This is a genomic window from Stenotrophomonas sp. 112478_Sma (assembly GCF_056479905.1).
This window is the reverse complement of sequence record NZ_CM151072.1, coordinates 1,430,929-1,453,049: the sequence shown is the minus strand read 5'-3', so window position 1 is coordinate 1,453,049 and position 22,121 is coordinate 1,430,929. Positions and strand designations below refer to the sequence as shown.

Below are 22,121 nucleotides of genomic sequence, written 5' to 3'. Positions count from 1 at the left end.
TACTAGCTACGCTTGGCGCATGGATGCCATCACCGCCAGACACCTCAACCTCCAGGCCCTGGTGGCCACGCTCAAATCGCAGCTGGGGACGCAGAAAGCGATCGCCATCCATCTGGACATGGCGCCGTCCTATCTAAACCAGCTATTGAGCGGCAAGAAGATGGGGGATGACGTAGCGCGTAAGATCGAACGTGCGGCCGGGCTATCCCATGGCTGGCTGGACCAGCCGAGGCCGGACGACGACGCTGGCGCAGGGGCCGCTGCTGGTTCTCAGGATCTGCGAATCGACCCTGAGATCATTGCCTCCGCGATCAGGCTCGTGAGGCTCACGTTCGCCAACCTCGGGATTGATGACTTCAGCAATGAAGAAGATGGTACGCCTCTGGCATATGCCTATGAGTACCTTTACCAGCGGGGCGAGGCAACGGTAACTCCCGACAACCTGATTGACTTCAGTAAGGCGCTTGCACAGAGGCTCAGGGAGAAGGATGGAGAAGCAGAAGAAGGAACCCCCGGCCGCCGGGACGCTCGAAGCACTGGCTCAGGTGATCGCACAACGCGTCGCAAGGCGTGACGGGCAAAAGCCCAAGCTCCGCTTGGTGGAAGCACCTAGGCCATCAACCATCGATAACGTAACGCGAGACAGCATTCTCCGGCGAATCCGCTGGCTCCGCGATCACTACAACTTGGGCTGCTTGATCGACCAGGCAACATTCAACACGCCAGGCGTCGATTGCCTTGAAAACGACGCGCTGGTGCGTCTGCATCGGGAGATGGAAGCCGCGAGGGAGTGCTGCATGGACGGAGTTCCTTTGGATGAAGCTGGCTTCATCCGAGATGTTTCCATCCAGGACGCGTGACCCTGAATCGAAGCAAGTGGGCGCGTAACGCGCCCACATCTATGGCGTGCCAGCGCCTGAGTATTTTTCCCGCGTGGCTCTTTCTCGCTCAATACGAGCGTCAGCACATCGCTTCCTGGCCTCGGCCATCTGGCTATCTGCAGAGATCCTGTCGGCTGTGTGGGCCTGCTGCAGGCTAGCAATCTGAGACCTTATCCCCGACGCGTAAGTGGCGCCGGCAAGGTTGTTCCTTGCAGTGGCCAGTTCATGGTTTAGCGCAGCAATCTGACGTGACACATCCTGCCCCCGGGTGTTGACCGGGCCGTAAATCCGACTGTGCTCCGAGAACAAGCAGTTCCGTTCGGAGATGCCAGCATCTGCAAGTTCTGTCGTCTGATACACCGCTGCTCGATTGGCAGCCTCACCCGCACTCTCTGTAGAAGCTCGATTGGAGCGCAGCTTCATCGGCGCTGCGCCTGCGGAACATGGGGATTGCGAGTAGACCGTCTCCCCGGCTGCCCCCTTGCACTTGAACACCTGTGCCGAAGCCCACGGTGAAACTGCAAGCGCAACCCCTAGCACCACCAACCTGTTCAACGTCGCAGCCTCCCTGGCCCCTGTATGCCTGGGAATTATCAGGCGTGCCCCTCACTTTTTCAGCCCCTGACGAAAATTTAGCTCACAGCTATTGCAATGGAAATTTAGCTGTGGGATAAATTACCTCGCCGGCCAACGACCGGCGGGCGACCGGCGGGTCGCCACCCTGCCGCCCCTCCCCGGCCGGCAGTAGCCGCCCCTTTGGCCAGTGACCCGCCGGCGTCCTCCTTCGAACAGGAGCGCGCCATGTCTCATCGCTACGCCGATCCAAGCCCCTGCCTGCTGCCGCTGTTGGCCGTGAAGGCCCTGCGGGCCGTGGCAGCACGCGATCACAGCACCGCCCGAACCCTGTGGGTCCGCAGCAAGGGCGAACACAACCGCAACCAGCTGCGCCGCTCCCGGCGCATGAGCGTCGCCAGCCTGCGCCTGGAGGCCTGCTCGCGCGACATGTCGGCCGAGGTGCGGGCATGAGCGAGCTGACGGCTAAGGACCATCACCTGTGGTGCTTCAACTGCGACGAAAACAGTCCTGCCGCTGCAAGCACGGACGAATGCGACGACCTCGCAGGGCGCGAGGGCTGGGTGCTTGGAATCGACATTGACGGCGGCGGCGGGGCGCAGTACGCATGCGCCGACTGCGCCGAACTTCTGGATAAAGCGCATCCAGTCCGAAGCACGCGGGCGATGAAGCGAGAAATCAGCGGGGGTGCGGCATGAGCCGCCGCCTACGCCTCGCATGGGCTGCAGTGGCGCTGGCAGCTGCGATTGTGGTGCCGCTGCGCATCGCGGAGATCCACCAGGCGCATGTCGACCGTGATGCGGCCAAGGCACGCTGGGCGATCAGCACCTCGGTGAGGGGCTGACCATGCGCCAGACCTCTCGCCCGCTCCCCGATTCCGTGCCGCTGTGTGGTCCCGGCCATCGACCTCACGTCGTGGTGACCGAGGGCGCCCCTACCGGCCATCGCCTGGGCGCCCCCTGCCCGCCGCTGCTGCACATCGAATGCCATCGGTGTGGCTTCGCCACCCGCCCGGTACCGATGGAAAAGGCCGCGCTGGCAGAACTGCGCTGGACGGATGCAAGCCTGGCACACCTGCGCATCCCGATCTCCCTGCTCGCCCGCCATCGCGGCGAGGTCCTTGCCGAGATCGCCGCCGACTCCCCTTACTCGCCCATCGCTGCCTGACCAGGAGAACAAGCCATGTCCGCTCCACTCAAGCCGAAGGAAAAAGCCGCGTTGCTCGCAGCGCATGGCGCTTCCGACCTCACCCTCCACCGCACCGCCAACGGATTCGCGCCCCGCAACCGCCCCGAGAAGCTGTTCACGCGCCGCGTCATGAACTGGCTGGATGAGCGCGTGCTGATCAGGTACGACGACCCGCGGCTGCCGCGCAAGGCGACCTTGACCGCCACCGGCATCGCCGCCGCCGAGGCGGAGATCGCCAAGGCCCGCGACCTGGCAATGACGGCATGAGCGTGCAGCCCACTCTGCCAGTGGAGCAGCAATTCGCCACCGGCCATCAGGGCGAGTCACTCGTATTGATGGTCTGCCAGGGCTGGCTATGGGCCGGCCTCTACACCGCCGCGCCGCGCGAGTCGCTCCTGAAGGTCGCCGCCAGCGCCAGCCGGAGCGTGGGGGTATCGCAACACTCGCTCACCCTCGGCGGCGTCTCGTTTTCGCTCAACCGACTTGCCGCCCAGGCCGCGCACCGCTGGCTCGACCGCCAAGGCGTGCGTGTCCGTTCGATCTCCCCCAACAACCGCGCTACGCGCCGCACGCGAGGAATCGCAGCATGAACCGCTCTGTTGTCATCTATGGGCCGCAACGCTGCGGCAAGACCCCCAACGCACAGGAACTGCGCACGCACTTTGGCCTGCGTGAGGTACTGGACGACTGGGACGGCCACACCGCGTATCCACTGGAGGACACGCTCGTCCTGACCAACAATCCGGATGCCGTTGCTCACCACTCATCGCGTGTCCTGCACCACGGCTGGGCAATGCGCGAAATGCTAGCGGAGGCCCGCGCATGAGCGCCCGCCCGCAACAGATCGGCCGGGCCGCCGAAGTGCGCAAGGTCCTGTCCATGTTCCCGCAAGGCGCTACGGTCGAACAGATCAAGACCGCTGGTCGCATCAACAGCACGCACCAGGCTATCGGCTACACGTTGAAGGGGTTGGCGCGCGGCGGCCAGGCCATCTGTCACCGCTCGGGCGTGCGCGGAATCTGGCGCCTCTCCAGCCACACGCAACATGCGATCGCGCCGCTGCGCGCGGCACCCGGGCGGGAGCGACCGACTTGCGTGGTAGGTCCGCTCACCGGCGTCAGTGACGCGGCGACCACGATTCGTCACAGGGAACTGGACCGGCAGCAGCTCGCCGACGACCTGGAGGCTTTCCTCGCGGCGGGCGGGCACATTGAGGTGCTCGGGAACACCCCACTTCGCCCGCTGATGAGCCGGCACACCGCCAACCACGGGAGCTATGCAGAGCGCATGGCAGTCCATGACCACGACTGAGGCACGCATGAGCAGCGAATCCCACGCCGCGACCGCCACCGAACCCGGCAGGCCCGGCAGTACCTATTCCGATGGGCCCGTCTGGCGCGCCTTCGGCCTCAGCCGCGCCGCCTATCACGTGGTGCCGCGTCGCACCCTGCAATCGATGCCGGTCGAGTGGCAGGCGCGCTTTGTCGCGCTGATCGAGGAAGCACGCGAAGTGCTTCCGGATGAGGCTTTCCCTGAGTACCAGGTGATTCGCATCGACGCCGGCCGGTTCGCCTCCGACCCGAACCGGCGCTATCGCCATGCCGCGCCCTTCCCACTTCGCTGCGCTGGCGCCGAGCAGACGTCCCAGGTAGCGCCGCTCGCAGGCGCGTTCGTCAACACCGACACCCAATTCAAGCAGGCCCGCCGATGACCGCGAATCTCACGCTTCTTCCCACGAACTGCCCCGTTCTGCGCGACGCATTCGACACGATCACCGCGATTGCGGTCGAGGCCGTATGGCTGCCGAACCAGGCGAAGGCCATCACGGTCGCGCAGGCGCAGACCGCGTTGCGTGACCTGCATCATCGCCTTCCCCGGCAGCAGGATCTGCGCGTGTTCGAAGCACCCGTAGCCGCGTATGTCTCGACGCTGCGTAGCAGCCTGCTGGACGGCGACACGCCCCTCTGCGATACCACCCGTGCCCGGCTGGCGCAGGCGACTGTATTGCTGGAGCTGGTCAGGAAGCAGAAACACACCGTGGTCGATCCGGCAGACCCGTGGCGCGGCCTGTACCACCCCAGTCGCCTCCCGGCGCGCAACTCTGACGGCGAGATCCCGTGCCACCCGGACGTGCCCATGTGGGCTGACGGTCGCGAGGTATCGCTGCGCCCTCTTTTCCTCGCTCAGGGCTTCGACCTGGCCGTGGTCGAGGGCGAGTTTTCCGAAGAGGGCACCGGATCGGGCGCTTACAACGCCGCACAGGAACTGCGCGACTGGAATCCTGAAGCACCTGGAGAGGACTGGCGTCTGGCGTGGCTGGGGGAGACGGAAGACGGTCTCGCCGCGTGGTTCGTGCGACCTCTGGCGATCGCTGCAATGGCGTCGAAGGAGACTGCACATGGCTGACGGCTCCGGCGGTTTCGGTTTCCCGTTGCACGACCTCAAATCATGGCTGCGCTCGGACGAGATCGTTGTTGATCTGTTCGCAGGAGGAGGCGGCGCAAGCCATGCGATGGAGACAGCGCTGGCTCGGGCGGTCGACATTGCGATCAACCACAACCCTTGGGCTGTGGGACTGCACTCCGCCAATCACCCCTTTACTCGCCACCTGTGCCAGGACGTGTGGGAAGCAGACCCGCGCGTCGAGTGCGGCGGTCGCCCTGTGGGCGCACTACATGCCAGCCCGGACTGCACGCACTTCAGCCAGGCCAAGGGCGGTCAGCCGCGCAGCCGAGCAACCCGCTCGCTTTCGTGGGTTGTGCCCCGCTGGGCCGGCACCGTGCGTCCGCGCATCATCACGCTGGAGAACGTCAAGCAGATCCTGAAGTGGGGCCCGCTGATCGCCAAGCGCGACAAGGCAACCGGCCGCGTGATCAAGCTGGACGGCATGGTCGCCGCTGTCGGCGAGCGCGTTCCGCTGGACCAGCAGTTCCTGATCCCAGACAAAAAGCGCGAGGGCAGCACCTGGCGCCGCTTCGTCGCTGTGCTGCGGGCGCTCGGGTACCAGGTGGAGTGGCGCGTGCTGCGAGCCTGCGACTTCGGTGCGGGAACCACGCGGGAGCGGCTCTACATGATCGCCCGGTGCGACGGGGAGGCTATCGTTTGGCCCGAACCTAGCCATGGGCCTGACCGCGCACGGCCGCACGTGTCCGCAGCATCCAGCATCGACTGGTCCATTCCGTGCCCAAGCATCTTTGGCCGCAAGAAGCCGCTCGCGCATGCGACCCAGGCGCGCATCGCCCGAGGCATCAAGCGCTTCGTGCTGGATGCCACTGAGCCGTTCATCGTCCACGCCACCCACGGCGGGGAATGTAGGCCGCACGGAATCGGTGAACCGATGCCGACCATCACTGCAGCCAACCGTGGCGAGATGATGATCGTGTCGCCCACCATCGTGCAGTGCGCGAACGCATCCGCCAACGGCGTCGCTACCGGAAGTGAGCCGCTGGGCACCATCACCGCCTGGCCGCGCGGCGGTTCCCACGCCGTTGTGGCACCTGTGCTTGTGCAGTCCGGGTACGGCGAGAGGATCGGTCAGGCACCTCGCAGTCTCAACATCGATAAGCCGTTAGGCACTGTGGTCGCGGGAGGCACCAAGCACGCGCTGGCCGCTGCAAGCTTAGTGAAGTTCCGGGGCAGCAGTGATGGCGCGGACGCCGGCCAGCCGATGCCGACCATCACCAGCGGCGCTGGCGCGGCCCGGCCGGCCGGTGCCGCCCATGCCATGGGGGTCGTGGCGGCGTTTCTGGAACAGGCCAACGGCGGGTTCTACCAAGGCGCCGGCAGTGCCGCCGATGAGCCCTTGCCGACCATCTGCGCCAACGGGAGCCACCAGCGCCTCACGACCGCGCACCTGGTTACGCTGCGCAGGAACCTGGACGGCCAAACAACGGCCGATCCGCTCAGCACCATTTGCGCAGGTGCAACCCACCATGGGTTGATCGAGTGCGTCCTGAGCCCTGAGCAGGAAGCCGGCGCGCTGCGCGTTGCAGCCTTCTTGATGCGCTACTACGGCACGGGCGGACAGCATGGCGAACTGGACGAGCCGCTGGCGACCATCACCACGAAGGACCGGCTGGCGCTGGTCACGGTACATCTGAGCGGCGTTCCGTATGTGATCGTGGATATCGGATTGCGCATGCTCAAGCCGCACGAGCTGTTCCGCGCTCAAGGCTTCCCCGCCAACTACATCATCGATCGCACGCAGGATGGCCGGCAGGTCAGCAATAGCCGCGCGGTTGCCATGGTTGGCAACAGCGTGAGCCCGCCACCTCTCCGCGCCATCTTGGAAGCAAATGTTCGTCTGCGGGCAACTAACGTCGAAATGGAAGCCAAAAGCTCCAGCAAGAATCGCCGCTTGTAGCTCACGTCTTGGCTGTCAGCGTCGCCAGAACCTTTTGCGCGTCTCTCCCTTCAGCATCTTGTCGACTGCCTCACCCGCGAGCTTCAAATGATCATCACACTGCTCCAGAATTCTAAACAATCCTTGTCGCGTACTGTCCTTCATTACGCCCCCATCCTTCTCCTCATTCTCAGCGATGAACACAACCTGTTCCATGCGCTTGATGCATGCAAAAGCCTGCTGCATCGACTGAGATGCACCACCAAATTCGTGAAGGTAGGGCAGGACGGCCTTCAATTGGGGCGAGAGATTCGTAATGATCTTTCCCCATCTAAGCACTTCGGCGATGCTCTTTCCGCACGAGTTTCTCGCTGTAGCAACCGCAGCTCTCAGCATTACAAGATCAGTGAGCACACCGATAGCATGCGTGTTCGCCTTCGCCTTCTTCTCTTTGACTCGCTCCGCCCTGTCCATCAGGTTGAGAGTCAAAGGCACACCGATTGCAATCACGAGGCCAACGAGGCTCGCCCAGAACTGTGCCCAAGCAGGATCGATGCTAGCAGCATCTACCTTTGGAACGGCTTGAATGATGGTTTGCTTTATATCTATCGCCCATTGATTGCTCGGCATATGGCCCCCTGCTGCCTATGGAAGGTGAATTCTGCCACCCCTGATATTCGCTTGGCAGGGGGGGCGCATGAATAACCTTGCACCCCAACGCTACGAGAGCGAAGAGCAGACGGTAAGTCTAGAAGCGGCCGCAAGAATCCTCCGCATCGGGCTAGAAGCAATGAAAGAACTGGTCGATAAGGGCGAGGTGCCGGCCGTTCGCCTAAATCAGAAGCACACGGTCATGCTGCGCGAGGACCTGATCGAGTTCCTACGCTCGGAAGGGCGCAGGCAGGCCGCCGAACGAAAGAAGTCGATGATCGGCAACCGACTTGCCGCCAACACGCCTGAGTCAGGGTCGCCAAGACGTGCAAGCAAGTCGCGTCGCACAAAGCTCCCCGACCTCCGCGCCTACGAACAGGCCGATCACCAAAGCTGATCGGCCAGATCGGAAGCGCGAAGATTGGCGTACCGCTTTAATTGCCGCGGATCGCGATGCCCGGTGATTTTCGCAATCTGAATGTCCGTCAGCGAGGTCCTTTCGTACAGTCGGCTCGTCGCTTCGTGGCGCAGATCGTGGAAGCCGAGATCCGCGCACCCCGCCGAGACGAAGATGCGTTCGAACTGGCGCGACAGCTTGCTCGATACGCGCCGCAGGGCCAGAGGGCTACGCTCTCCGGTCCAGAACGGGAAAAGCCGCCCTTCGTAGTCACCCCCGTACACGGCAAGCTTCGCCAGCAGAACTGATGTCATGGGTACCTGACGCTTGCTCCCGTTCTTGGTCTTGTCCAGGAAGATCGTACGCTGCGCCACGTCGAGCTGGCTGCGCTCCAGCGTGTAGATCTCGCGCATGCGCATGGCGGTTTCCAGCGCCATGTCGAACATCATTATCAACGCCTCGCGCTGTGGCAGATCGAGCGGCCGCTGACGCCCCGGCGGCTTTGCGCCGGCCAGGATCTCGCGGATGCGTTCTTCCTCACCAGGCTCCAGACGGCGATCACGCTCCTGGTCAGCTTTCGCTTCCCCGTCGATACGCTTCACAGCTACCTTGTCGTCAGCCGTGTACGTCGAATAGCCCCGGGGCAGAAGCCGCAGTGGATTCATTGGCAGCGCGCCATGCGCAGCCAGCCAGTCCAGAGCCCGCGACAAGGCCCCCACGTAGTGCCGGATGGTCGAAGGCGCGAGGTTCTGCTCACGCTTCATGGTCGTGACCCACTCGGTCGCCCACGTAAACGTCAGCTGCGGCAGGGTAATTCCGATTGGCAGTCGAGAGAGCAGGACGGGCAGCAGCTGCTCGTCATCGACAGAGATGTGCTGAGCGCTCCGATACTCGCTGACCTGGCTGCGTAGATCCTTCGCGGCGGCCTTGGTGTTGGCCAGCTCCTCCGGCACCACTCCACGGTCGAGCAGCGCCTCGAGGCGGCGCACGTACTCGTCGCCCTCCGCCTCCGAGGAAAAGCTCAGGTAGACCGGCTGGGGCAGCAGCCCCGCCCGCTTGATCGTGTACTGCCAGGAGTCGCCCCGGCGTCGCTTGGTTGCCATCCCTGCTCCAACTCACGTAAACGCACTCGGCACATGTTAACGCGAGTTTGCCACCCGGAAACGGATGGCAGACCGATGATTTCAGGGCCGAATCAGGGGATTTTGGCTAGCGCCGCCAAACGCCAGAAAAAGAAAAACCCCTGATAAATCAGGGGTTTATTTGGAGGCCTCAAGCGGAATCGAACCGCTGTAAACGGATTTGCAATCCGGTGCATAGCCACTCTGCCATGAGGCCAACGTACTGCGCGCCAGGAATGGAGCCCCTGACATGACAAAACCCCGCGATGGGGCCTGTCGGAACATGGAGCGGGAAACGAGACTCGAACTCGCGACCTCAACCTTGGCAAGGTTGCGCTCTACCAACTGAGCTATTCCCGCATAGGCCGTCATGATACCGGAAGCCCGGAACTCACACCAGCGATTTCACACCTGATTTCACTTTTCTGACTGCGCGAAAAGCCTTGTGGCTCAACGGGCCCCGCCTTGCCAAGGGCGGGAGAAAAACAAGGCCCCAACCGGGGCCCTGTAGAATCTGGAGCGGGAAACGAGACTCGAACTCGCGACCTCAACCTTGGCAAGGTTGCGCTCTACCAACTGAGCTATTCCCGCAGATTCTTCGACCTGCGTCGAAGGAGCGCTATTGTGTCGAAGTTCCTTCACGCCGTCAACAGTCTTCCGATGGCGTGCGACGCGCGGCTTGGTCCACCGGGGCCCGCTGCCAGATCGCATACAGCGTTCCGACGATCTCCATTCCCTGCTCGAATGCCGAGAATCTGGCCTTCACCTTGCGGGGCCGGCGGCGCAGGTCGTCGTTGGCCATCAGTTCGCCAGACCGGTCGGCAGATGCCGCCTGGGCCTTCTGCAGGTACTGCTTCTCGAGGTACTTCTCGATCCCGGGAAGGTTCGACAACAGATGGGCCCCGTTGTGCCAGGGCATCAGTACCGCAACCAGGTCGTTGCGTTCTGCGATCTGGATGGCGATGTCCAGGAAGGACTCCACGATGGACCGGAGACAATGCGTCGCAAGCATGTCTTCCATGGGATTGATCGCGCGGATGATGAGGCAGCTCCCGGAAGCGTGCAGGGACGGCACGACCTCGATGTTCACCATGGCCATGCCCGCCAATCGTCGCTGCCTCGGATCGAATACGACCAGGTGGGCGTGGCGCGCCTCCTGCCACATCGCAACGCGATCGCGTGAGCATAGATTGGCGGCATGCTTGGCGAAGTACGCCGCCGGGTGCTTGGTCAACGTCGCCTGCAGATGCGTGCACGATCCGGAAGGGTCCGGGCGGCCATACCTGCCCTTCTCGCGCTTCACCCAGCGCACGCACACATCCAGAACGTTCTTGCGCATCTGCGCGAAGGCCTGATCCAGTGACATGACCGGTACCGTGCTGTCAGCGGACGGCGACGGCGGCAGCAGCCGCTGCAGCAGCTGCCCGGCGTCATCGGGAGCGAGGCTATGCAGAAAACGCTGAGCATGTTCGTCGAGGGCATCCGGCAATGCGCTGTTGAACAACCGATCCAGCTGCTCCAGGTACGCGCTGGTCTGCGCACCGTCCTCCGGCATGCTGGCGACCTCGCTGAAGGTGCTGCGCCGCCACTGGAGGATCTCCGGATCATTGCCTGCGGCAGCCAGCAGCAGGCCGAGATGGGCGGAGACCGACCAAGGATCCCGCGCGGGATCCAGCAACCGCTTCGATCGCAGGTCACGGAACGTTCGCGGCCCCTCATCCGGGCCGTGCTGGAACCGCGTCGCGTGTTCGCTGGCGCGTTTCAGTGCCAGCAGGCTGCTGCGCTCCAGCACGCCTGTGCGTTTTCTGATCGAGCGTTGCCAGGCCATCGGATGGAACGGCTCCAGCCTCCATCCATCCAGGTGCGACTGGAATCCGCGTGCCGCCGCCCAACTTCCACGAACGACATCGACGGACGTGCGGTAGACCATCGAAATGAGCTCCGCATCCACCTCGTCCAGCTCGGCTGACGTTGCTCCCTGCCCGGCCAGCAACTGCTCGACCGCGGGCTGTAACCGGGCCAGCCTGTCCTGCAGTGCTGTCATCGACGTTCCGCCTGCGCGAAGGACCGATGCGAGCAGAAGTCCGCCGGTTCCCTCCAGCATCGCGGGCAACTGCGGCAGGAGGCGCGCCATCTCTTCGCGACGCCGCTTGGCCAGCTCATCGTAGTAGCGCGCCATGGCATCTGCATCGACGGTTCTCTGCGGGCGCGGAACCACCTGGTGCGCCCGTCGTTCGACCACCTCCAGGACGCATCGATGGTTCTGCATCATGAAGCCGAAGTTGTGGCGCTGGAAGGCGTCATCCGCCAGCAGCCGACACAGTTCGGGATCGCTGCCGCTCCACCAGGTCACCCCGTGCAGGCCCCGGGTAGCGAAGTACCAGTCGCGCAGCGCTTTTACCGAATCCAGGCCTTTGTCTTCAACCAGGTAACGCAGCAGTCCCGGACCGAGGGACGCCAGCACTTCCAGCTTCCGCAGCTCTGCAAAATCAGCAGGCGCAATGGCCGAATGCAGGTACTGGAATGCGTCCAGGCTCCCCTGTGCAAGCATTCGACCCACCCATTCGACCAGGACATCGACGTCCATGCCCGCTGTGCGCCCCGCAATGAGGGTCAACCACGCGTCCAGGCGATCGGCGTCACCGACGCGATAGCAGGCCTGGAACGCAACAACGTGGCCCGCTGCACCGAGATCATGGCGAACCAGCACCTGCAGGAATCGATCCAGCCGATCGGGCCGTCGCAGATACTGGCTGCAGGCCCCCAACTGCGTGAAGTCGAGGCAATGAGGTGCTGCCAGCAGAAGATCGATGGCGGCCTCCACATCTTCGGCCGGGGCATCATCGCTCAGCTCGCCCAGCAACCGACAGCAAGTGGCAAGTGCATCGAGGCCTGTACCACACGCGATCAGATGATGGGCGATCCAGTCAGGCGGTGGAGCATGAAACCCCAGGTAGCCGCGCAGCGTGTGGATATCCGCAGGTGTGCATGCACCGGCTGCACCCACCACCCAGGCCCACGTCTTCGTCGGCGTGCGCCATAACAGATCACGTGCAGAATCGAATACCTCGTGCACCGGCGCAATGCCGGCATCGGCCAGCAGTGTCAGATTCGCGGCCAGACGCGCCGCATCAGATTCTTCCAGGTCGACATCATGAAGCCGCGCCAGGTGCGGCCGCGCAACGCCCGCGCGCATCAGTTGGCGCACAACGGAACGCACCGGCTCGCGCTGCGTTCGCCGCGGCCGCCAGCCGACGCTCCATGCCCTGTGCGCGGACTGCAGCCACTGCAGCTCTTCCTTGTGCTGGATGATGCCTTCATCCACCATCCACCGCGCAAACCATCCAGGCGCTTCAGACCGTCCAGCACACCGGTCGAGGTCCGTCAGCCGACGGAGGCCCAGGCGATGGGCAGCGATGAGCCAGCCGGCATCCCGCAGCTGCAGCGCCCGCAGTTCTTCCCACGACGTGGCTTCGAAGCGGCGCAGGGCGATGTCCAGGCTGCGGCTGTACATGCGTGCTTCCGCATGCAGGAACAGCCGTGCGTGGAACTGGCAGTACACGTACTGGCGGCCCTCGAACGTCCGGATCCGCGACAGCGCGTGTCGCACGTACCTGAGCACCCACGGGAACGGCATGAACACCTGCACCAGAAGCGGCCACCCGCGGCCCTTGCCAGGATGCAGCGCGATGTCCGCCGGAATGCCCAGCGCACGGCGCGCCATGTCTTCCTCGGTGACCACAGTCGGGTCTTGCCCGCGCAGCGCCTCGGCCACTGCGATCCGGAAGCCACGGATGCGGTTGCGCGGTGCTTCGGGCCGGTCATCCGTCTGCTCATCGTCGATGTCGTCGTGGAACGCACCCGCGGATCGTCCCCGGCAACCCTCCAGCATCCGATCACGGTACGCCCGGTAGGCGGTCTGCCCACCGTCCTGCCTCGTTTCGTGCACAGCCTCCATCTGCCAGCCCTTGCCCCGCTCCCTGCGTCACCCCGACGACTACAGCGGATGATATCCATTCGGCCCGGTCCGCAATGGCGGGCAGGAGGGTCCGGCCTGACCGGAAACGAAAAACGCCCCCTTGCGGGAGCGTTCTTTTTTGAATCTGGAGCGGGAAACGAGACTCGAACTCGCGACCTCAACCTTGGCAAGGTTGCGCTCTACCAACTGAGCTATTCCCGCAGATTCCGTTCGACCTGCGTCGAAGGAGCGCTATTGTGTCGAGATTGCAGCAATGCGTCAACAGAAATCTCCTCGGCGATTCCCGTTTTCCGTTCAGGTTCGGATGAGCGGAAAGCCCGGCAATCCAGGGCCGGCACAACATAAAAAAAGAGAGGCCAGAGGCCTCTCTTTCAGAATCTGGAGCGGGAAACGAGACTCGAACTCGCGACCTCAACCTTGGCAAGGTTGCGCTCTACCAACTGAGCTATTCCCGCTTGGGAGGCGAAATTCTACCCATTCTGGAAGGGGCGTCAAGGCCTTTTTTCAACCGCGCGCATCCAGCAACCAGCGCGCTTCGCAACCTGACGGGCATCCGGTGTGCCGCCGATCAACCGCTGCCCAGCTTCTTCTGTCGTGAGCGCTCGCGTGCGGCACGCTCGTCCTCGCGCAGGCTCGGCCAGGCCGCGTGCAGATACTGCAGGCCGGACCACAGCGTCAGCACTGCCGCGATGGCCAGCGTCCAGTCACCGATGTGGAAGATCGGCCAGCCCATCCAGATGTCCTCGACCGCCACGCTGGGCGCGACCGAGTACAGCAGGCACAGCAGCGCGACCATCTGCGCCGTTGTCTTCACCTTGCCGATCATCGCCACCCGCACCTTGGCACGCTGGCCAAGCTCGGCCATCCATTCGCGCAATGCCGAGACCGCGATTTCGCGGCCAACGATGACGGCGGCCCAGAACGCCATCCACGGCGTCGGATGCCCCTGCACGATCAGGAACAGCGCCACCGCCACCATCAACTTGTCCGCCACCGGGTCGAGAAAGGCGCCGAACGCCGATTCCAGCTGATAGCGGCGGGCGATCCAGCCATCGAGCCAATCGGTGATCGCGGCCAAGCCGAAGATCGCCGCCGAAGCGAAGTTGGTCCAGGTGTAGGGCAGGTAGAACACCAGCACCAGCACCGGGATCATCACGATCCGCAACAGCGTCAGCCAGGTGGGCAGGGTCAACTTCATGCTTGCGCGCTTCTCTCTCTAATCGGCCGCATCGGGCGTGGCCAACCCGTGCAGGTTAGCGTAGATACGGGCCGCGAGGGCATCATTGATGCCTTCCACCTTGGCGATCTCCGCTTCACCGGCCGCCTTCAGGCCGACCAGCCCACCGAAATGCTTCAGCAGGCTGGCACGACGACGCGGGCCGATGCCCGGGATGTCTTCCAGCCTGCTGGTCATGCGCGCCTTCTGCCGGCGGCCGCGGTGACCGGTGATGGCGAAGCGGTGCGCCTCGTCGCGCACCTGCTGGATGAACTGCAGGGCGGGATTGGCGGCACCGGGGCGCAGCTCGCGGCCGTCGGGCATGACCAGCGCCTCATGACCGGCGCGGCGCTCCACGCCCTTCGCCACGCCCACCAGCAATACGCCCTCCACGCCCAGGTCGGCCAGCGCTGCCTGCGCCTGCGCCAGCTGGCCGGCGCCACCGTCGATCAGCAGCACGTCGGGCAGTACGCCCTGCTCTTCCACGGCACGGCGGAAGCGGCGGTCGATGGCCTGACGCATGGCGGCATAGTCGTCGCCCGGCTCGATGCCGCTGATGTTGTAGCGACGATATTGGGCACGCACCGGACCGGCCGCATCGAAAACCACGCAGGACGCCACGGTCGCCTCACCCAGCGTGTGGCTGATGTCGAAGCACTCCACGCGCTTGACCGGCTCGGCCAGGCCCAGCATCTCGCGCAGGGCTTCGCTGCGCACGTGTTGCGCGTTGCGGCTGTTGAGCTCGGTGGCCAGCGTCAGCTGCGCGTTGCGGCTGGCCAGCTCTACATAACCGGCGCGCTCGCCGCGCACGTTCCACTTCAGCTGCACCTTGCGCTCGGCCGAAGCAGACAGCGCGGCCATCAGCAGATCGGCATCCGGAATCTCGCGATCCAGCAGGATCTCGCGCGGTGGCTCGAACTCGATGTAGTACTGGGAGACGAACGCCGCCAGCACTTCCTGTGGGCTGTCCTCGCCATTGGTGCGGGGGAAGAACGGGCGGGTGCCCAGGTTGCGCCCATCGCGGAATGCCAGCAGCAGCACGCAGGCCTGCGATCCCTGCATGGCCACGGCCAGCACGTCCAGGTCGGCGGCGCGGCCATCGACGTACTGGCGGGTCTGCATGCTGCGCAGCGACGAAATCAGATCACGCAGGCGCGCGGCCTGCTCGAACTCCAGTGCTTCACTGGCAGCCTGCATCTGCTCACCCAGTTCCCGGGTCAGCTCATCGCTCTTGCCTTCCAGGAACAGCGCCGCGCGGCGCACCGACTCGGCATACTCGCCTGCCGGTACCAGCTCGACGCAGGGGGCACTGCAGCGGCCGATCTGGTACTGCAGGCACGGCCGTGAGCGGTTGCGGAACACGCTGTCCTCGCAGCTGCGCAGCTTGAACAGCTTGTGCATCAGGTTCAGCGTCTCGCGCACCGCGGTGACACCCGGATACGGCCCGAAATAGCGGCCGGGGATCGCACGCGGCCCCCGGTGCAGGGCGATGCGCGGCCATTCCTCGCGGGTCAGCAGCACGTGCGGGTAGGTCTTGTCGTCGCGCAGGGAGACGTTGTAGCGCGGTGCCAGCGACTTGATCAGCTGGTTTTCCAGCAGCAGCGCCTCGGCCTCCGAGCGCGTGACAGTCACATCCATCCGCGTGATCTGCGAGATCATCGACATGATCCGCGCGTTCTTCGGGCTGCCATTGAAATAGCTGCCCACGCGGTTGCGAAGCGCGCGTGCCTTGCCGACGTACAGCAGGGTGTCGTCGGCGGCGTACATGCGGTACACCCCGGGGGCGGTACTGAGTTGGGCCGCGAAGGCCTTGCCGTCGAAGGCCGGGACGGGAACGTCGGTCATTCGCTGATCGGTACTTCGCTGAGTACACCACTGTCAGGGTCGAAACGCAGCACGGCGTGCGCGTCGGTCTCGGCGATCCACACCGCGCCCGCGCCCACGGCCAGGCCGGCCGGGCCATGCAGGCGCCGTGGCAACGGTTGCGTGGTCAGTTCGCCGCCGCCCAGGCGCAGCGTGCGCAGGCGACCGTTGCCGGTATCGGCAATCCACAGCAGCGGTGCGCCCGGACTCAGTGCAATAGCCTGCGGGAACTGCAGGCTGGCGTGGGCACGCGGGCCGTCGGCTTCACCGAAGCGCCATGTGCCCTGCCCGAGAAGCGTCTGCACCAGATCCCCACGCAGCTGCAGCGCGCGGATCGAAGACCCCAGCGCATCGGCCACGTACAGGACCTGTTGTACTACGGCAAGCGCGGTGGGTTGCGCGAAGGCAGCCAGATGCCCACTGCCGTCGCGCTCGTCGATCGCGCCACTGCCTGCGCGCCATTGCAGGCTGCGCTGGCCGAGGTGGTAGCTCCAGATCCGGTTGTCACCCGCCATGGCGATATGCAGCTGGTTGTCGGCGATGGCGAGGCCGACCGGATGATCCAGCGGCACCTGCCGCGGCTGGGCGATAGGCCCTTCCACCGGCGCGCCCGGGCGCCCATTGCCGCACAGGGTGTCGACCAGACCGGTCAACAGGTTGATCCGGCGGATGGCGTGGTTGCCGGTGTCGGCGACGTACAGGGCGTCGCGCTCGAGCACCAGTGCCTGCGGCCTGTGGAAGGCGGCCTCGGCCAGATTGCCATCCATGAAATCCGCGGTCCCCAGCCCGAACTGACGAAGCACGCGGCCGCCGTGGCTGCATTCGAGAATGCGGTGATGGCCGCTATCAGCGATGTACAGGCGCTCGGTGCTGACCGCCAGGCCCAGCGGAAAGCGCAACGCATGCCGCGGCTCGGGGTGCAGCTCGTTGCCACCGCGCGGCGGGGCCGAGGGTGCACCCTCGCACAGTGCGTTCAGCGCGCGCTCGAGCTCGCCGGCAGCGCCCTGCCCGACCAGCCGCTGCCGCTCGCGTCCCTGCGCGTCGAGAAGGATCAGGGTCGGCCACGCGGTGACACCGAAACGGCGCCAGCCGTCCCAATCCGCATCCAGCAGTACCGGGGCGGTCAGGCCCTGGCGGCGCAGCAGTTTCAACGCGGCATCGGCGTCGCGCTCGAAGTCGAAGCGCGGCACCTGCAGCACCAGCGGCTGCAGCTTGCCCGGATGGCGCGACAGCCATTGGCCGAACTCGGCCAGGCGTTGTGTGCTCCAGGCAGAGGCAGCGTTGACGAACAGCAGCGCGACCGGCCGGCCGCGCAGTTCCGCCAGGGTGCAGGGGGTGGCATTGAGCCAGGTGGCGAACTCGGGCAGGTCCGGGACAGGCTGGGCGTTCATGCCCTGATTATGCCGGAGTCGACGTCATGCAACAGTCGTGCCACCGCACGTTCTGCCGCTTGGTCAACCAGGGTCCAGACCTGCTCGAAATGATCGCTGCCACCGGTGTACGGATCCGGAATGGCGGCCGCGCACTGCCCGCCTGACCATGGCAGGTACAGGGCCAGGCGCTGGCGCTCCTGCGCGGTGGCCAACCGTCCGGCATCGCGCAGGTTGGCCTCATCGGCGCAGAGAATCCAGTCGAAGCGCTGGAAGTCATCGGCGCGCAGCTGGCGGGCACGCAGCCCGCTGATGTCAACGCCATGGCCGGCTGCGCAGGCGATCGCCCGCCGGTCCGGCGGCTCGCCCACGTGCCAGTCGCCGGTGCCGGCCGAATCGACCTGCACACGGCCGGCCAATGGGGATGCCTCCAGGCGCGCGCGCAATGCCCCCTCGGCCATCGGCGAGCGGCAGATGTTGCCCAGGCAGACGACCAGCAGCTTCATTGCGGGGTCATGGCCCGCAGCACCGCCTCGGCCCGCTCCAGGTCCTCCGGGGTGTCGATGCCAGGCGGAAACGCTTCAGGCGAGATGGCGACGCTGATCGGGAAGCCGGCTTCCAGCACGCGCAGCTGCTCCAGCGCTTCGATCTGCTCCAGCCGGCCCGGCGGCATCGCCGCGACCTGCTGCAGGAAGCCGGCGCGATAACCGTAGATGCCGATGTGACGAAGCCACTGGTGGCCTTCAGGCAGGGCCTCGCGGCTGCGTGCGAAACCGTCCCGGTGCCAGGCGATCGGGGCGCGGCTGAAGTACAGCGCCTCGTTGCGCACATTGCGCACCAGCTTGACCACGTTCGGATCGAACAAGGTCTCGGCGTCCTCGACCGTCGTAGCCAGGGTCGACATCGGCGCCGCGCCATCGACCAGCGCCTCGGCCACGGCGCGGATGCCGGCCGCCGGCGCGAACGGCTCATCGCCCTGCAGGTTCACCACCACGGTGTCGTCGTCCCAGCCGGCGATGCGCGCGCACTCGGCCAGGCGATCCGTGCCGGATGCATGCGATGCGGCGGTCATCGCCACCTTCACTTCGCCCAGGCCCGCCAGTGCGTCGGCGATCCGCTGATCGTCGGTGGCCACCCATACCTCGCGAGCGCCAGCCAACAACGCACGGCGCGCCACGTGCAGCACCAGCGGCTCGCCGCCGAGCAGGCGCAGTGGCTTGCCCGGCAGCCGCGAGGCGGCATAGCGGGCGGGGATGGCAACGACGAATTCAGTCATGCGGGCGGTACTCGGCAGGCTCGTTACAACGGGAATGTGGCCAGCGGCGCCTGATTGCAAGCGTCGCCCGGCCCCTCAGTTCGGTCGCAGCTTGTCCAGGCGATCGGTCAGCGCCACCCAGAACGCGGCAGGCAGTTCAGCGCGCAACGGCACGGCGTAATGCCAGTCATTGCCGAACGCGCGGCACTTCACGGCGTCCTTCTCGGTCATCAACACCGGCAGCTGGCTGCCAAAGGACAGTTCCTGCGGCTGGTAGGCATGGTGATCGGCGAAGGCATGCGGCACCACGCCGATGCCACGCGCGCGCAGCATGTCGAAGAAGCGCTGTGGATGGGCGATGCCCGCCACGGCATGCACGCGCTGGCCCTTGAAATAGCCCAGCGGGCGCGCACGCCCACCCGCGAGAGGCTGTGCGGTGTCGATATGCAGGGCCATCGGCCATTGACCGAATCCGCAGGCCTGCGCCGCGCCGTCCTCATCCGTCTGGCCCAGGTTGACCACGCGGAAATCGCACTCGGCAGCGCGGCTGACCGGCTCGCGCAACGGGCCGGCCGGGATCATCCGGCCGTTGCCGTAGCGGCGCTGCGCATCCACCACTTCGATTTCGATGTCACGCGCCAGCCGGTAGTGCTGCAGGCCGTCGTCGCAGACGATCACATCGCAACCGGCCTCGATCAGCGCACGGCCCGCCGCCACCCGATCGCGATCGACGCGCACCGGCACGCCGGTCTTCCAAGCAATCAGCACCGGCTCATCGCCGCCGGTTGCAACCGGCGTATCGGCCTTTACCCACTGCGCCTTGTCGGCGTTCTCGCGGCCATAACCACGGCTCGCCACGCCTGGCGTCCAGCCGGCCGCGCGCAGCCGCTCGACCAGGGCGATGGTCAACGGCGTCTTGCCGGTGCCGCCAGCGGTGATGTTGCCGACCACGATGACCGGCACCGGCAACGTGTGGCGCTTGCGCCAACCGCGCTGGTACAGGCGTCGCCGCAGCGCGGTGACGCCGGCATACAACGGAGCCAGCAGGCGCATGGGCCATGGAACCGAACTGCCGTCATACCAGTACGGCGGGGTCTGGGTACCCTTGCCTGCCATCAGTCCTGCCTTTCGCGGAACTGCATGCTGTGCAGGTGCTGGTACAGGCCACCCATGGCAAGCAGCTCATGATGGGTGCCACGTTCGACGATGCGGCCGTGATCCATCACCAGCACCTGGTCGGCGTGTTCGATGGTGGACAGGCGGTGGGCGATCACCAGCGTGGTGCGCTCCGGCATCAGTCGCTGCAGCGCGTCCTGCACCAGCCGTTCGGATTCATTGTCCAGCGCCGCGGTGGCTTCATCCAGGATCAGGATCGGCGCATCACGCAGGATCGCGCGGGCGATCGCCAGGCGCTGGCGCTGGCCACCGGACAGCAGCGCACCGTTCTCGCCCACCGGCGTCTGCAGCTGCTGTGGCATGCGTGCGATGAATTCCCAGGCATTGGCCGCTTCGGCCGCGGCACGGATCTGCTCGTCGGTCGCATCCATGCCATAGGCGATGTTGGCAGCGATGGTGTCGTCGAACAGCATGACCTTCTGCCCGACGATCGCCACCTGCCGGCGCAGGTCAGCCAGCGGATAGTCATCCAGGGGTACGCCGTCCAGCCGGATGACGCCGCCATTGGGCTCGTAGAACCGTGGCACCAGCCGGATCAGGCTGGTCTTGCCGCTGCCGGAACGACCAACGATGGCGGTGACCGTTCCGGGCCTGGCAACGAAACTGATGTCATCCAGGGCGATGCCGCTGTCTTCGCGATAACGCAGCATCACGTGCTCGAACGACAGTTCACCGCGTACGCGCTGCACGACATGCGTGCCGTCGTCGCGCTCGACCGGCATGTCGATGATGCCGAACAGGCGCTCGGCCGCCGCGACGCCACGCGAGATCGAGGTCTGCACGCTGGTCAGGCGCCGCAGCGAAGGGATGATCGCCATCATCGAGGTCATCAGGCCCATGAACTGGCCCGCATTGAGCTTGCCGGCCAGTGCTTCGCGGGTGGACACCCAGACGATCACCGCCAGGGCCAGCGCAGCGAGGAACTGGACCACGCTGGACGCGGCGGCACGCGTCACTTCGACTTTCATGTTCAGCGCGAGCATGCGGTTGGCCAGGCGCGAGTAACGGGCGATCTCATGCGCCTGCGTGCCATGCACCTTCACTTCCTGCTGCGCGGCGAGCGACTGTTCCGCCGTCTGCGCCATCGTGCCCATGCCGTCCTGGATGCCGCGGCTGATGCGGCGGTAGCGCTTGCCGACATAGGACACGATGCCGCCGATCAGCGGCACCACCAGCAGCATCGCCAGGGTCACCTTCACGCTCATCTGCAGCATCACCACCAGCATGGCGATGATGGTCAGGGTGTCGGCGACCACGGTCTTCAGTGCGTCGGCGCTGGCCTGGGTGACCTGCTCGGTGTCGAAGTTGAGGCGGCTGACCATCACCGGCGTCGCCTCGTTGTCGAAGTGCGAAGACGGCAGGTGCAGGTACTTCTGCAGAACCTGCTCGCGCAGGTCGCGGACCACGCTGCGCCCGGTCTTGGCCAGCGTGTAGTCGCTGACCCAGGTGGCCAGGCTGCGCATCAGGAACAGGCCCAGGATGGTCAGCGGCAGGATCACCGCCATGCGCGGCTCCGGGTTGACGAAGCCCCGGTTGACCAGCGGCTCCATCAGCTTGGTGAAGTGATAGCCGGCCAGTGCCTCGACCACCATCGCGATGACCGCGGCCACCATGAACACCCAATAGGCCCGTGTATAGCCCAGCAGGCGTTTGTAGATCGGCCACACCGGCGCGTGTTTGGAACTCATGGACGCACCTCTGGCGCAGTGGCGATTGCAATACGGCGGAAACCGAGCTGACCGAGCGCATCCTGCGCGGTCACGACGGCCTGGTAGGGAGTACGCGCATCGGCACGCAGCAGCACGGTCTGTTCGCGATCACTGCCCGCTACAGCGGCAATGGTCTGCTTGACCGACTCGACATCGCTGCGCAGCACTTCCTGGTCATTGATGAAATAGCGGCCGTCGGCGTTGATCAGCACGCTCAACGAACGCGGCGGTTCGTCGGTGTGCTGCTGGCTGGCGGTGGGCAGCTGCACCTGCAGCGTCGAACGTGCATCGAAGGTGGTGGTGACCACGAAGAAGATGATCAGCACCAGGATGACATCGATCAGCGGTACCAGATCGATATGCGGCTCATCCTGGGATCGGTCGTTGCCGATACGCATCG

26 protein-coding genes and 5 tRNA genes are annotated in these 22,121 nt (G+C 65.2%); 14 read left to right on the top strand and 17 right to left on the bottom strand.

Features of this window, described 5'->3' with window-relative positions; genetic code table 11:
• The first annotated feature begins 19 nt into the window (after positions 1-19).
• Together ACZK08_RS06810 and ACZK08_RS06805 are read left to right on the top strand one after the other, a co-directional pair.
• Positions 20-574, top strand: a complete 555-nt coding sequence (locus tag ACZK08_RS06810) for a helix-turn-helix domain-containing protein (protein ID WP_478452613.1) — start codon at positions 20-22, stop codon at positions 572-574.
• Positions 575-695: 121 nt separating this feature from the next.
• Positions 696-860, top strand: a complete 165-nt coding sequence (locus tag ACZK08_RS06805; protein ID WP_478452612.1) for a hypothetical protein — start codon at positions 696-698, stop codon at positions 858-860.
• Positions 861-899: 39 nt separating this feature from the next.
• Here ACZK08_RS06805 and ACZK08_RS06800 read toward each other — a convergent pair whose 3' ends face one another.
• On the bottom strand, positions 900-1,376 hold the full coding sequence (locus ACZK08_RS06800) for a DUF4124 domain-containing protein (protein ID WP_478452710.1): 477 nt from the start codon (positions 1,374-1,376) through the stop codon (positions 900-902).
• 306 nt (positions 1,377-1,682) lie between these two features.
• Between ACZK08_RS06800 and ACZK08_RS06795 the strand changes: the two genes are divergently transcribed.
• The 11 genes from ACZK08_RS06795 to ACZK08_RS06745 are packed head-to-tail and all read left to right on the top strand — an operon-like array spanning position 1,683 to position 7,005.
• A complete protein-coding gene (locus tag ACZK08_RS06795; RefSeq protein WP_478452611.1) occupies positions 1,683-1,907 on the top strand; it encodes a hypothetical protein in 225 nt (74 codons plus the stop codon).
• Entirely contained in the window at positions 1,904-2,152 is a 249-nt protein-coding gene (locus ACZK08_RS06790; RefSeq protein WP_478452610.1) for a hypothetical protein, read from the top strand. Before ACZK08_RS06795 ends, ACZK08_RS06790 begins: the two co-directional genes overlap by 4 nt.
• Positions 2,149-2,298: a hypothetical protein gene (locus tag ACZK08_RS06785; RefSeq protein WP_478452609.1), complete on the top strand. Its 150-nt coding sequence runs from the start codon at positions 2,149-2,151 to the stop codon at positions 2,296-2,298. Before ACZK08_RS06790 ends, ACZK08_RS06785 begins: the two co-directional genes overlap by 4 nt.
• A 2-nt stretch (positions 2,299-2,300) precedes the next feature.
• Complete coding sequence (locus ACZK08_RS06780) at positions 2,301-2,621, top strand: hypothetical protein (protein ID WP_478452607.1); 321 nt, start codon at positions 2,301-2,303, stop codon at positions 2,619-2,621.
• 15 nt (positions 2,622-2,636) lie between these two features.
• Positions 2,637-2,909, top strand: coding sequence for a hypothetical protein (locus ACZK08_RS06775; RefSeq protein WP_478452606.1), 273 nt, complete (start codon positions 2,637-2,639; stop codon positions 2,907-2,909).
• Positions 2,906-3,232: a hypothetical protein gene (locus ACZK08_RS06770; protein WP_478452605.1), complete on the top strand. Its 327-nt coding sequence runs from the start codon at positions 2,906-2,908 to the stop codon at positions 3,230-3,232. Before ACZK08_RS06775 ends, ACZK08_RS06770 begins: the two co-directional genes overlap by 4 nt.
• Positions 3,229-3,468 (top strand): hypothetical protein, encoded by a 240-nt coding sequence (locus ACZK08_RS06765; protein WP_478452603.1) that lies wholly within the window; start codon positions 3,229-3,231, stop codon positions 3,466-3,468. The genes ACZK08_RS06770 and ACZK08_RS06765 overlap by 4 nt, the downstream gene beginning before the upstream one ends.
• Entirely contained in the window at positions 3,465-3,953 is a 489-nt protein-coding gene (locus ACZK08_RS06760; RefSeq protein WP_478452601.1) for a hypothetical protein, read from the top strand. The genes ACZK08_RS06765 and ACZK08_RS06760 overlap by 4 nt, the downstream gene beginning before the upstream one ends.
• A 7-nt stretch (positions 3,954-3,960) precedes the next feature.
• Positions 3,961-4,353 (top strand): hypothetical protein, encoded by a 393-nt coding sequence (locus ACZK08_RS06755; protein WP_478452600.1) that lies wholly within the window; start codon positions 3,961-3,963, stop codon positions 4,351-4,353.
• Entirely contained in the window at positions 4,350-5,048 is a 699-nt protein-coding gene (locus tag ACZK08_RS06750) for a hypothetical protein (RefSeq protein WP_478452599.1), read from the top strand. Before ACZK08_RS06755 ends, ACZK08_RS06750 begins: the two co-directional genes overlap by 4 nt.
• On the top strand, positions 5,041-7,005 hold the full coding sequence (locus ACZK08_RS06745) for a DNA cytosine methyltransferase (protein ID WP_478452598.1): 1,965 nt from the start codon (positions 5,041-5,043) through the stop codon (positions 7,003-7,005). The genes ACZK08_RS06750 and ACZK08_RS06745 overlap by 8 nt, the downstream gene beginning before the upstream one ends.
• A 15-nt stretch (positions 7,006-7,020) precedes the next feature.
• On the opposite strand, the gene ACZK08_RS06740 is transcribed toward ACZK08_RS06745, so the two are convergent.
• Positions 7,021-7,614: a hypothetical protein gene (locus ACZK08_RS06740; protein WP_478452597.1), complete on the bottom strand. Its 594-nt coding sequence runs from the start codon at positions 7,612-7,614 to the stop codon at positions 7,021-7,023.
• A gap of 67 nt (positions 7,615-7,681) precedes the next feature.
• Here ACZK08_RS06740 and ACZK08_RS06735 point away from each other — a divergent pair, with 67 nt between their 5' ends.
• Positions 7,682-8,032: a helix-turn-helix domain-containing protein gene (locus tag ACZK08_RS06735; RefSeq protein WP_478452596.1), complete on the top strand. Its 351-nt coding sequence runs from the start codon at positions 7,682-7,684 to the stop codon at positions 8,030-8,032.
• On the opposite strand, the gene ACZK08_RS06730 is transcribed toward ACZK08_RS06735, so the two are convergent.
• From ACZK08_RS06730 to ACZK08_RS06660, 15 genes are all read right to left on the bottom strand, one after another.
• Positions 8,020-9,135, bottom strand: coding sequence for a site-specific integrase (locus tag ACZK08_RS06730; RefSeq protein WP_478452594.1), 1,116 nt, complete (start codon positions 9,133-9,135; stop codon positions 8,020-8,022). The genes ACZK08_RS06735 and ACZK08_RS06730 overlap by 13 nt on opposite strands.
• 161 nt (positions 9,136-9,296) lie before the next feature.
• Positions 9,297-9,370, bottom strand: a tRNA-Cys gene (locus ACZK08_RS06725).
• 67 nt (positions 9,371-9,437) lie between these two features.
• Positions 9,438-9,513: transfer RNA gene (locus ACZK08_RS06720), tRNA-Gly, on the bottom strand.
• 155 nt (positions 9,514-9,668) lie between these two features.
• A tRNA-Gly gene (locus ACZK08_RS06715) sits at positions 9,669-9,744 on the bottom strand.
• 55 nt (positions 9,745-9,799) lie between these two features.
• A complete protein-coding gene (locus tag ACZK08_RS06710; RefSeq protein WP_155760999.1) occupies positions 9,800-13,102 on the bottom strand; it encodes a hypothetical protein in 3,303 nt (1,100 codons plus the stop codon).
• A gap of 155 nt (positions 13,103-13,257) precedes the next feature.
• Positions 13,258-13,333: transfer RNA gene (locus ACZK08_RS06705), tRNA-Gly, on the bottom strand.
• A 178-nt stretch (positions 13,334-13,511) separates the two neighbouring features.
• Positions 13,512-13,587 (bottom strand) — tRNA-Gly (locus tag ACZK08_RS06700).
• Between the two features lie 113 nt (positions 13,588-13,700).
• Positions 13,701-14,330 carry a CDP-diacylglycerol--glycerol-3-phosphate 3-phosphatidyltransferase gene (gene pgsA / locus ACZK08_RS06695; RefSeq protein ID WP_065181239.1) on the bottom strand — a complete coding sequence of 210 codons (630 nt, stop codon included), beginning with the start codon at positions 14,328-14,330 and terminating at the stop codon, positions 13,701-13,703.
• Between the two features lie 18 nt (positions 14,331-14,348).
• The gene (uvrC, locus tag ACZK08_RS06690; RefSeq protein WP_053519959.1) at positions 14,349-16,193 is read right to left on the bottom strand and encodes an excinuclease ABC subunit UvrC; all 1,845 of its coding nucleotides are present in this window, start codon (positions 16,191-16,193) and stop codon (positions 14,349-14,351) included.
• Positions 16,190-17,602 carry a hypothetical protein gene (locus tag ACZK08_RS06685; protein WP_065181238.1) on the bottom strand — a complete coding sequence of 471 codons (1,413 nt, stop codon included), beginning with the start codon at positions 17,600-17,602 and terminating at the stop codon, positions 16,190-16,192. Before ACZK08_RS06685 ends, uvrC begins: the two co-directional genes overlap by 4 nt.
• Positions 17,599-18,087 carry a low molecular weight protein-tyrosine-phosphatase gene (locus ACZK08_RS06680; RefSeq protein WP_065181237.1) on the bottom strand — a complete coding sequence of 163 codons (489 nt, stop codon included), beginning with the start codon at positions 18,085-18,087 and terminating at the stop codon, positions 17,599-17,601. The genes ACZK08_RS06685 and ACZK08_RS06680 overlap by 4 nt, the downstream gene beginning before the upstream one ends.
• Positions 18,084-18,857, bottom strand: a complete 774-nt coding sequence (gene kdsB / locus ACZK08_RS06675) for a 3-deoxy-manno-octulosonate cytidylyltransferase (protein WP_053519962.1) — start codon at positions 18,855-18,857, stop codon at positions 18,084-18,086. The genes ACZK08_RS06680 and kdsB overlap by 4 nt, the downstream gene beginning before the upstream one ends.
• Before the next feature lie 75 nt (positions 18,858-18,932).
• A complete protein-coding gene (gene lpxK, locus ACZK08_RS06670) occupies positions 18,933-19,952 on the bottom strand; it encodes a tetraacyldisaccharide 4'-kinase (protein WP_053519963.1) in 1,020 nt (339 codons plus the stop codon).
• Positions 19,952-21,700 carry a lipid A export permease/ATP-binding protein MsbA gene (gene msbA, locus ACZK08_RS06665; protein ID WP_053519964.1) on the bottom strand — a complete coding sequence of 583 codons (1,749 nt, stop codon included), beginning with the start codon at positions 21,698-21,700 and terminating at the stop codon, positions 19,952-19,954. Before msbA ends, lpxK begins: the two co-directional genes overlap by 1 nt.
• Positions 21,697-22,119 (bottom strand): ExbD/TolR family protein, encoded by a 423-nt coding sequence (locus ACZK08_RS06660; protein WP_065181236.1) that lies wholly within the window; start codon positions 22,117-22,119, stop codon positions 21,697-21,699. The genes msbA and ACZK08_RS06660 overlap by 4 nt, the downstream gene beginning before the upstream one ends.
• Between the last annotated feature and the right edge of the window lie 2 nt (positions 22,120-22,121).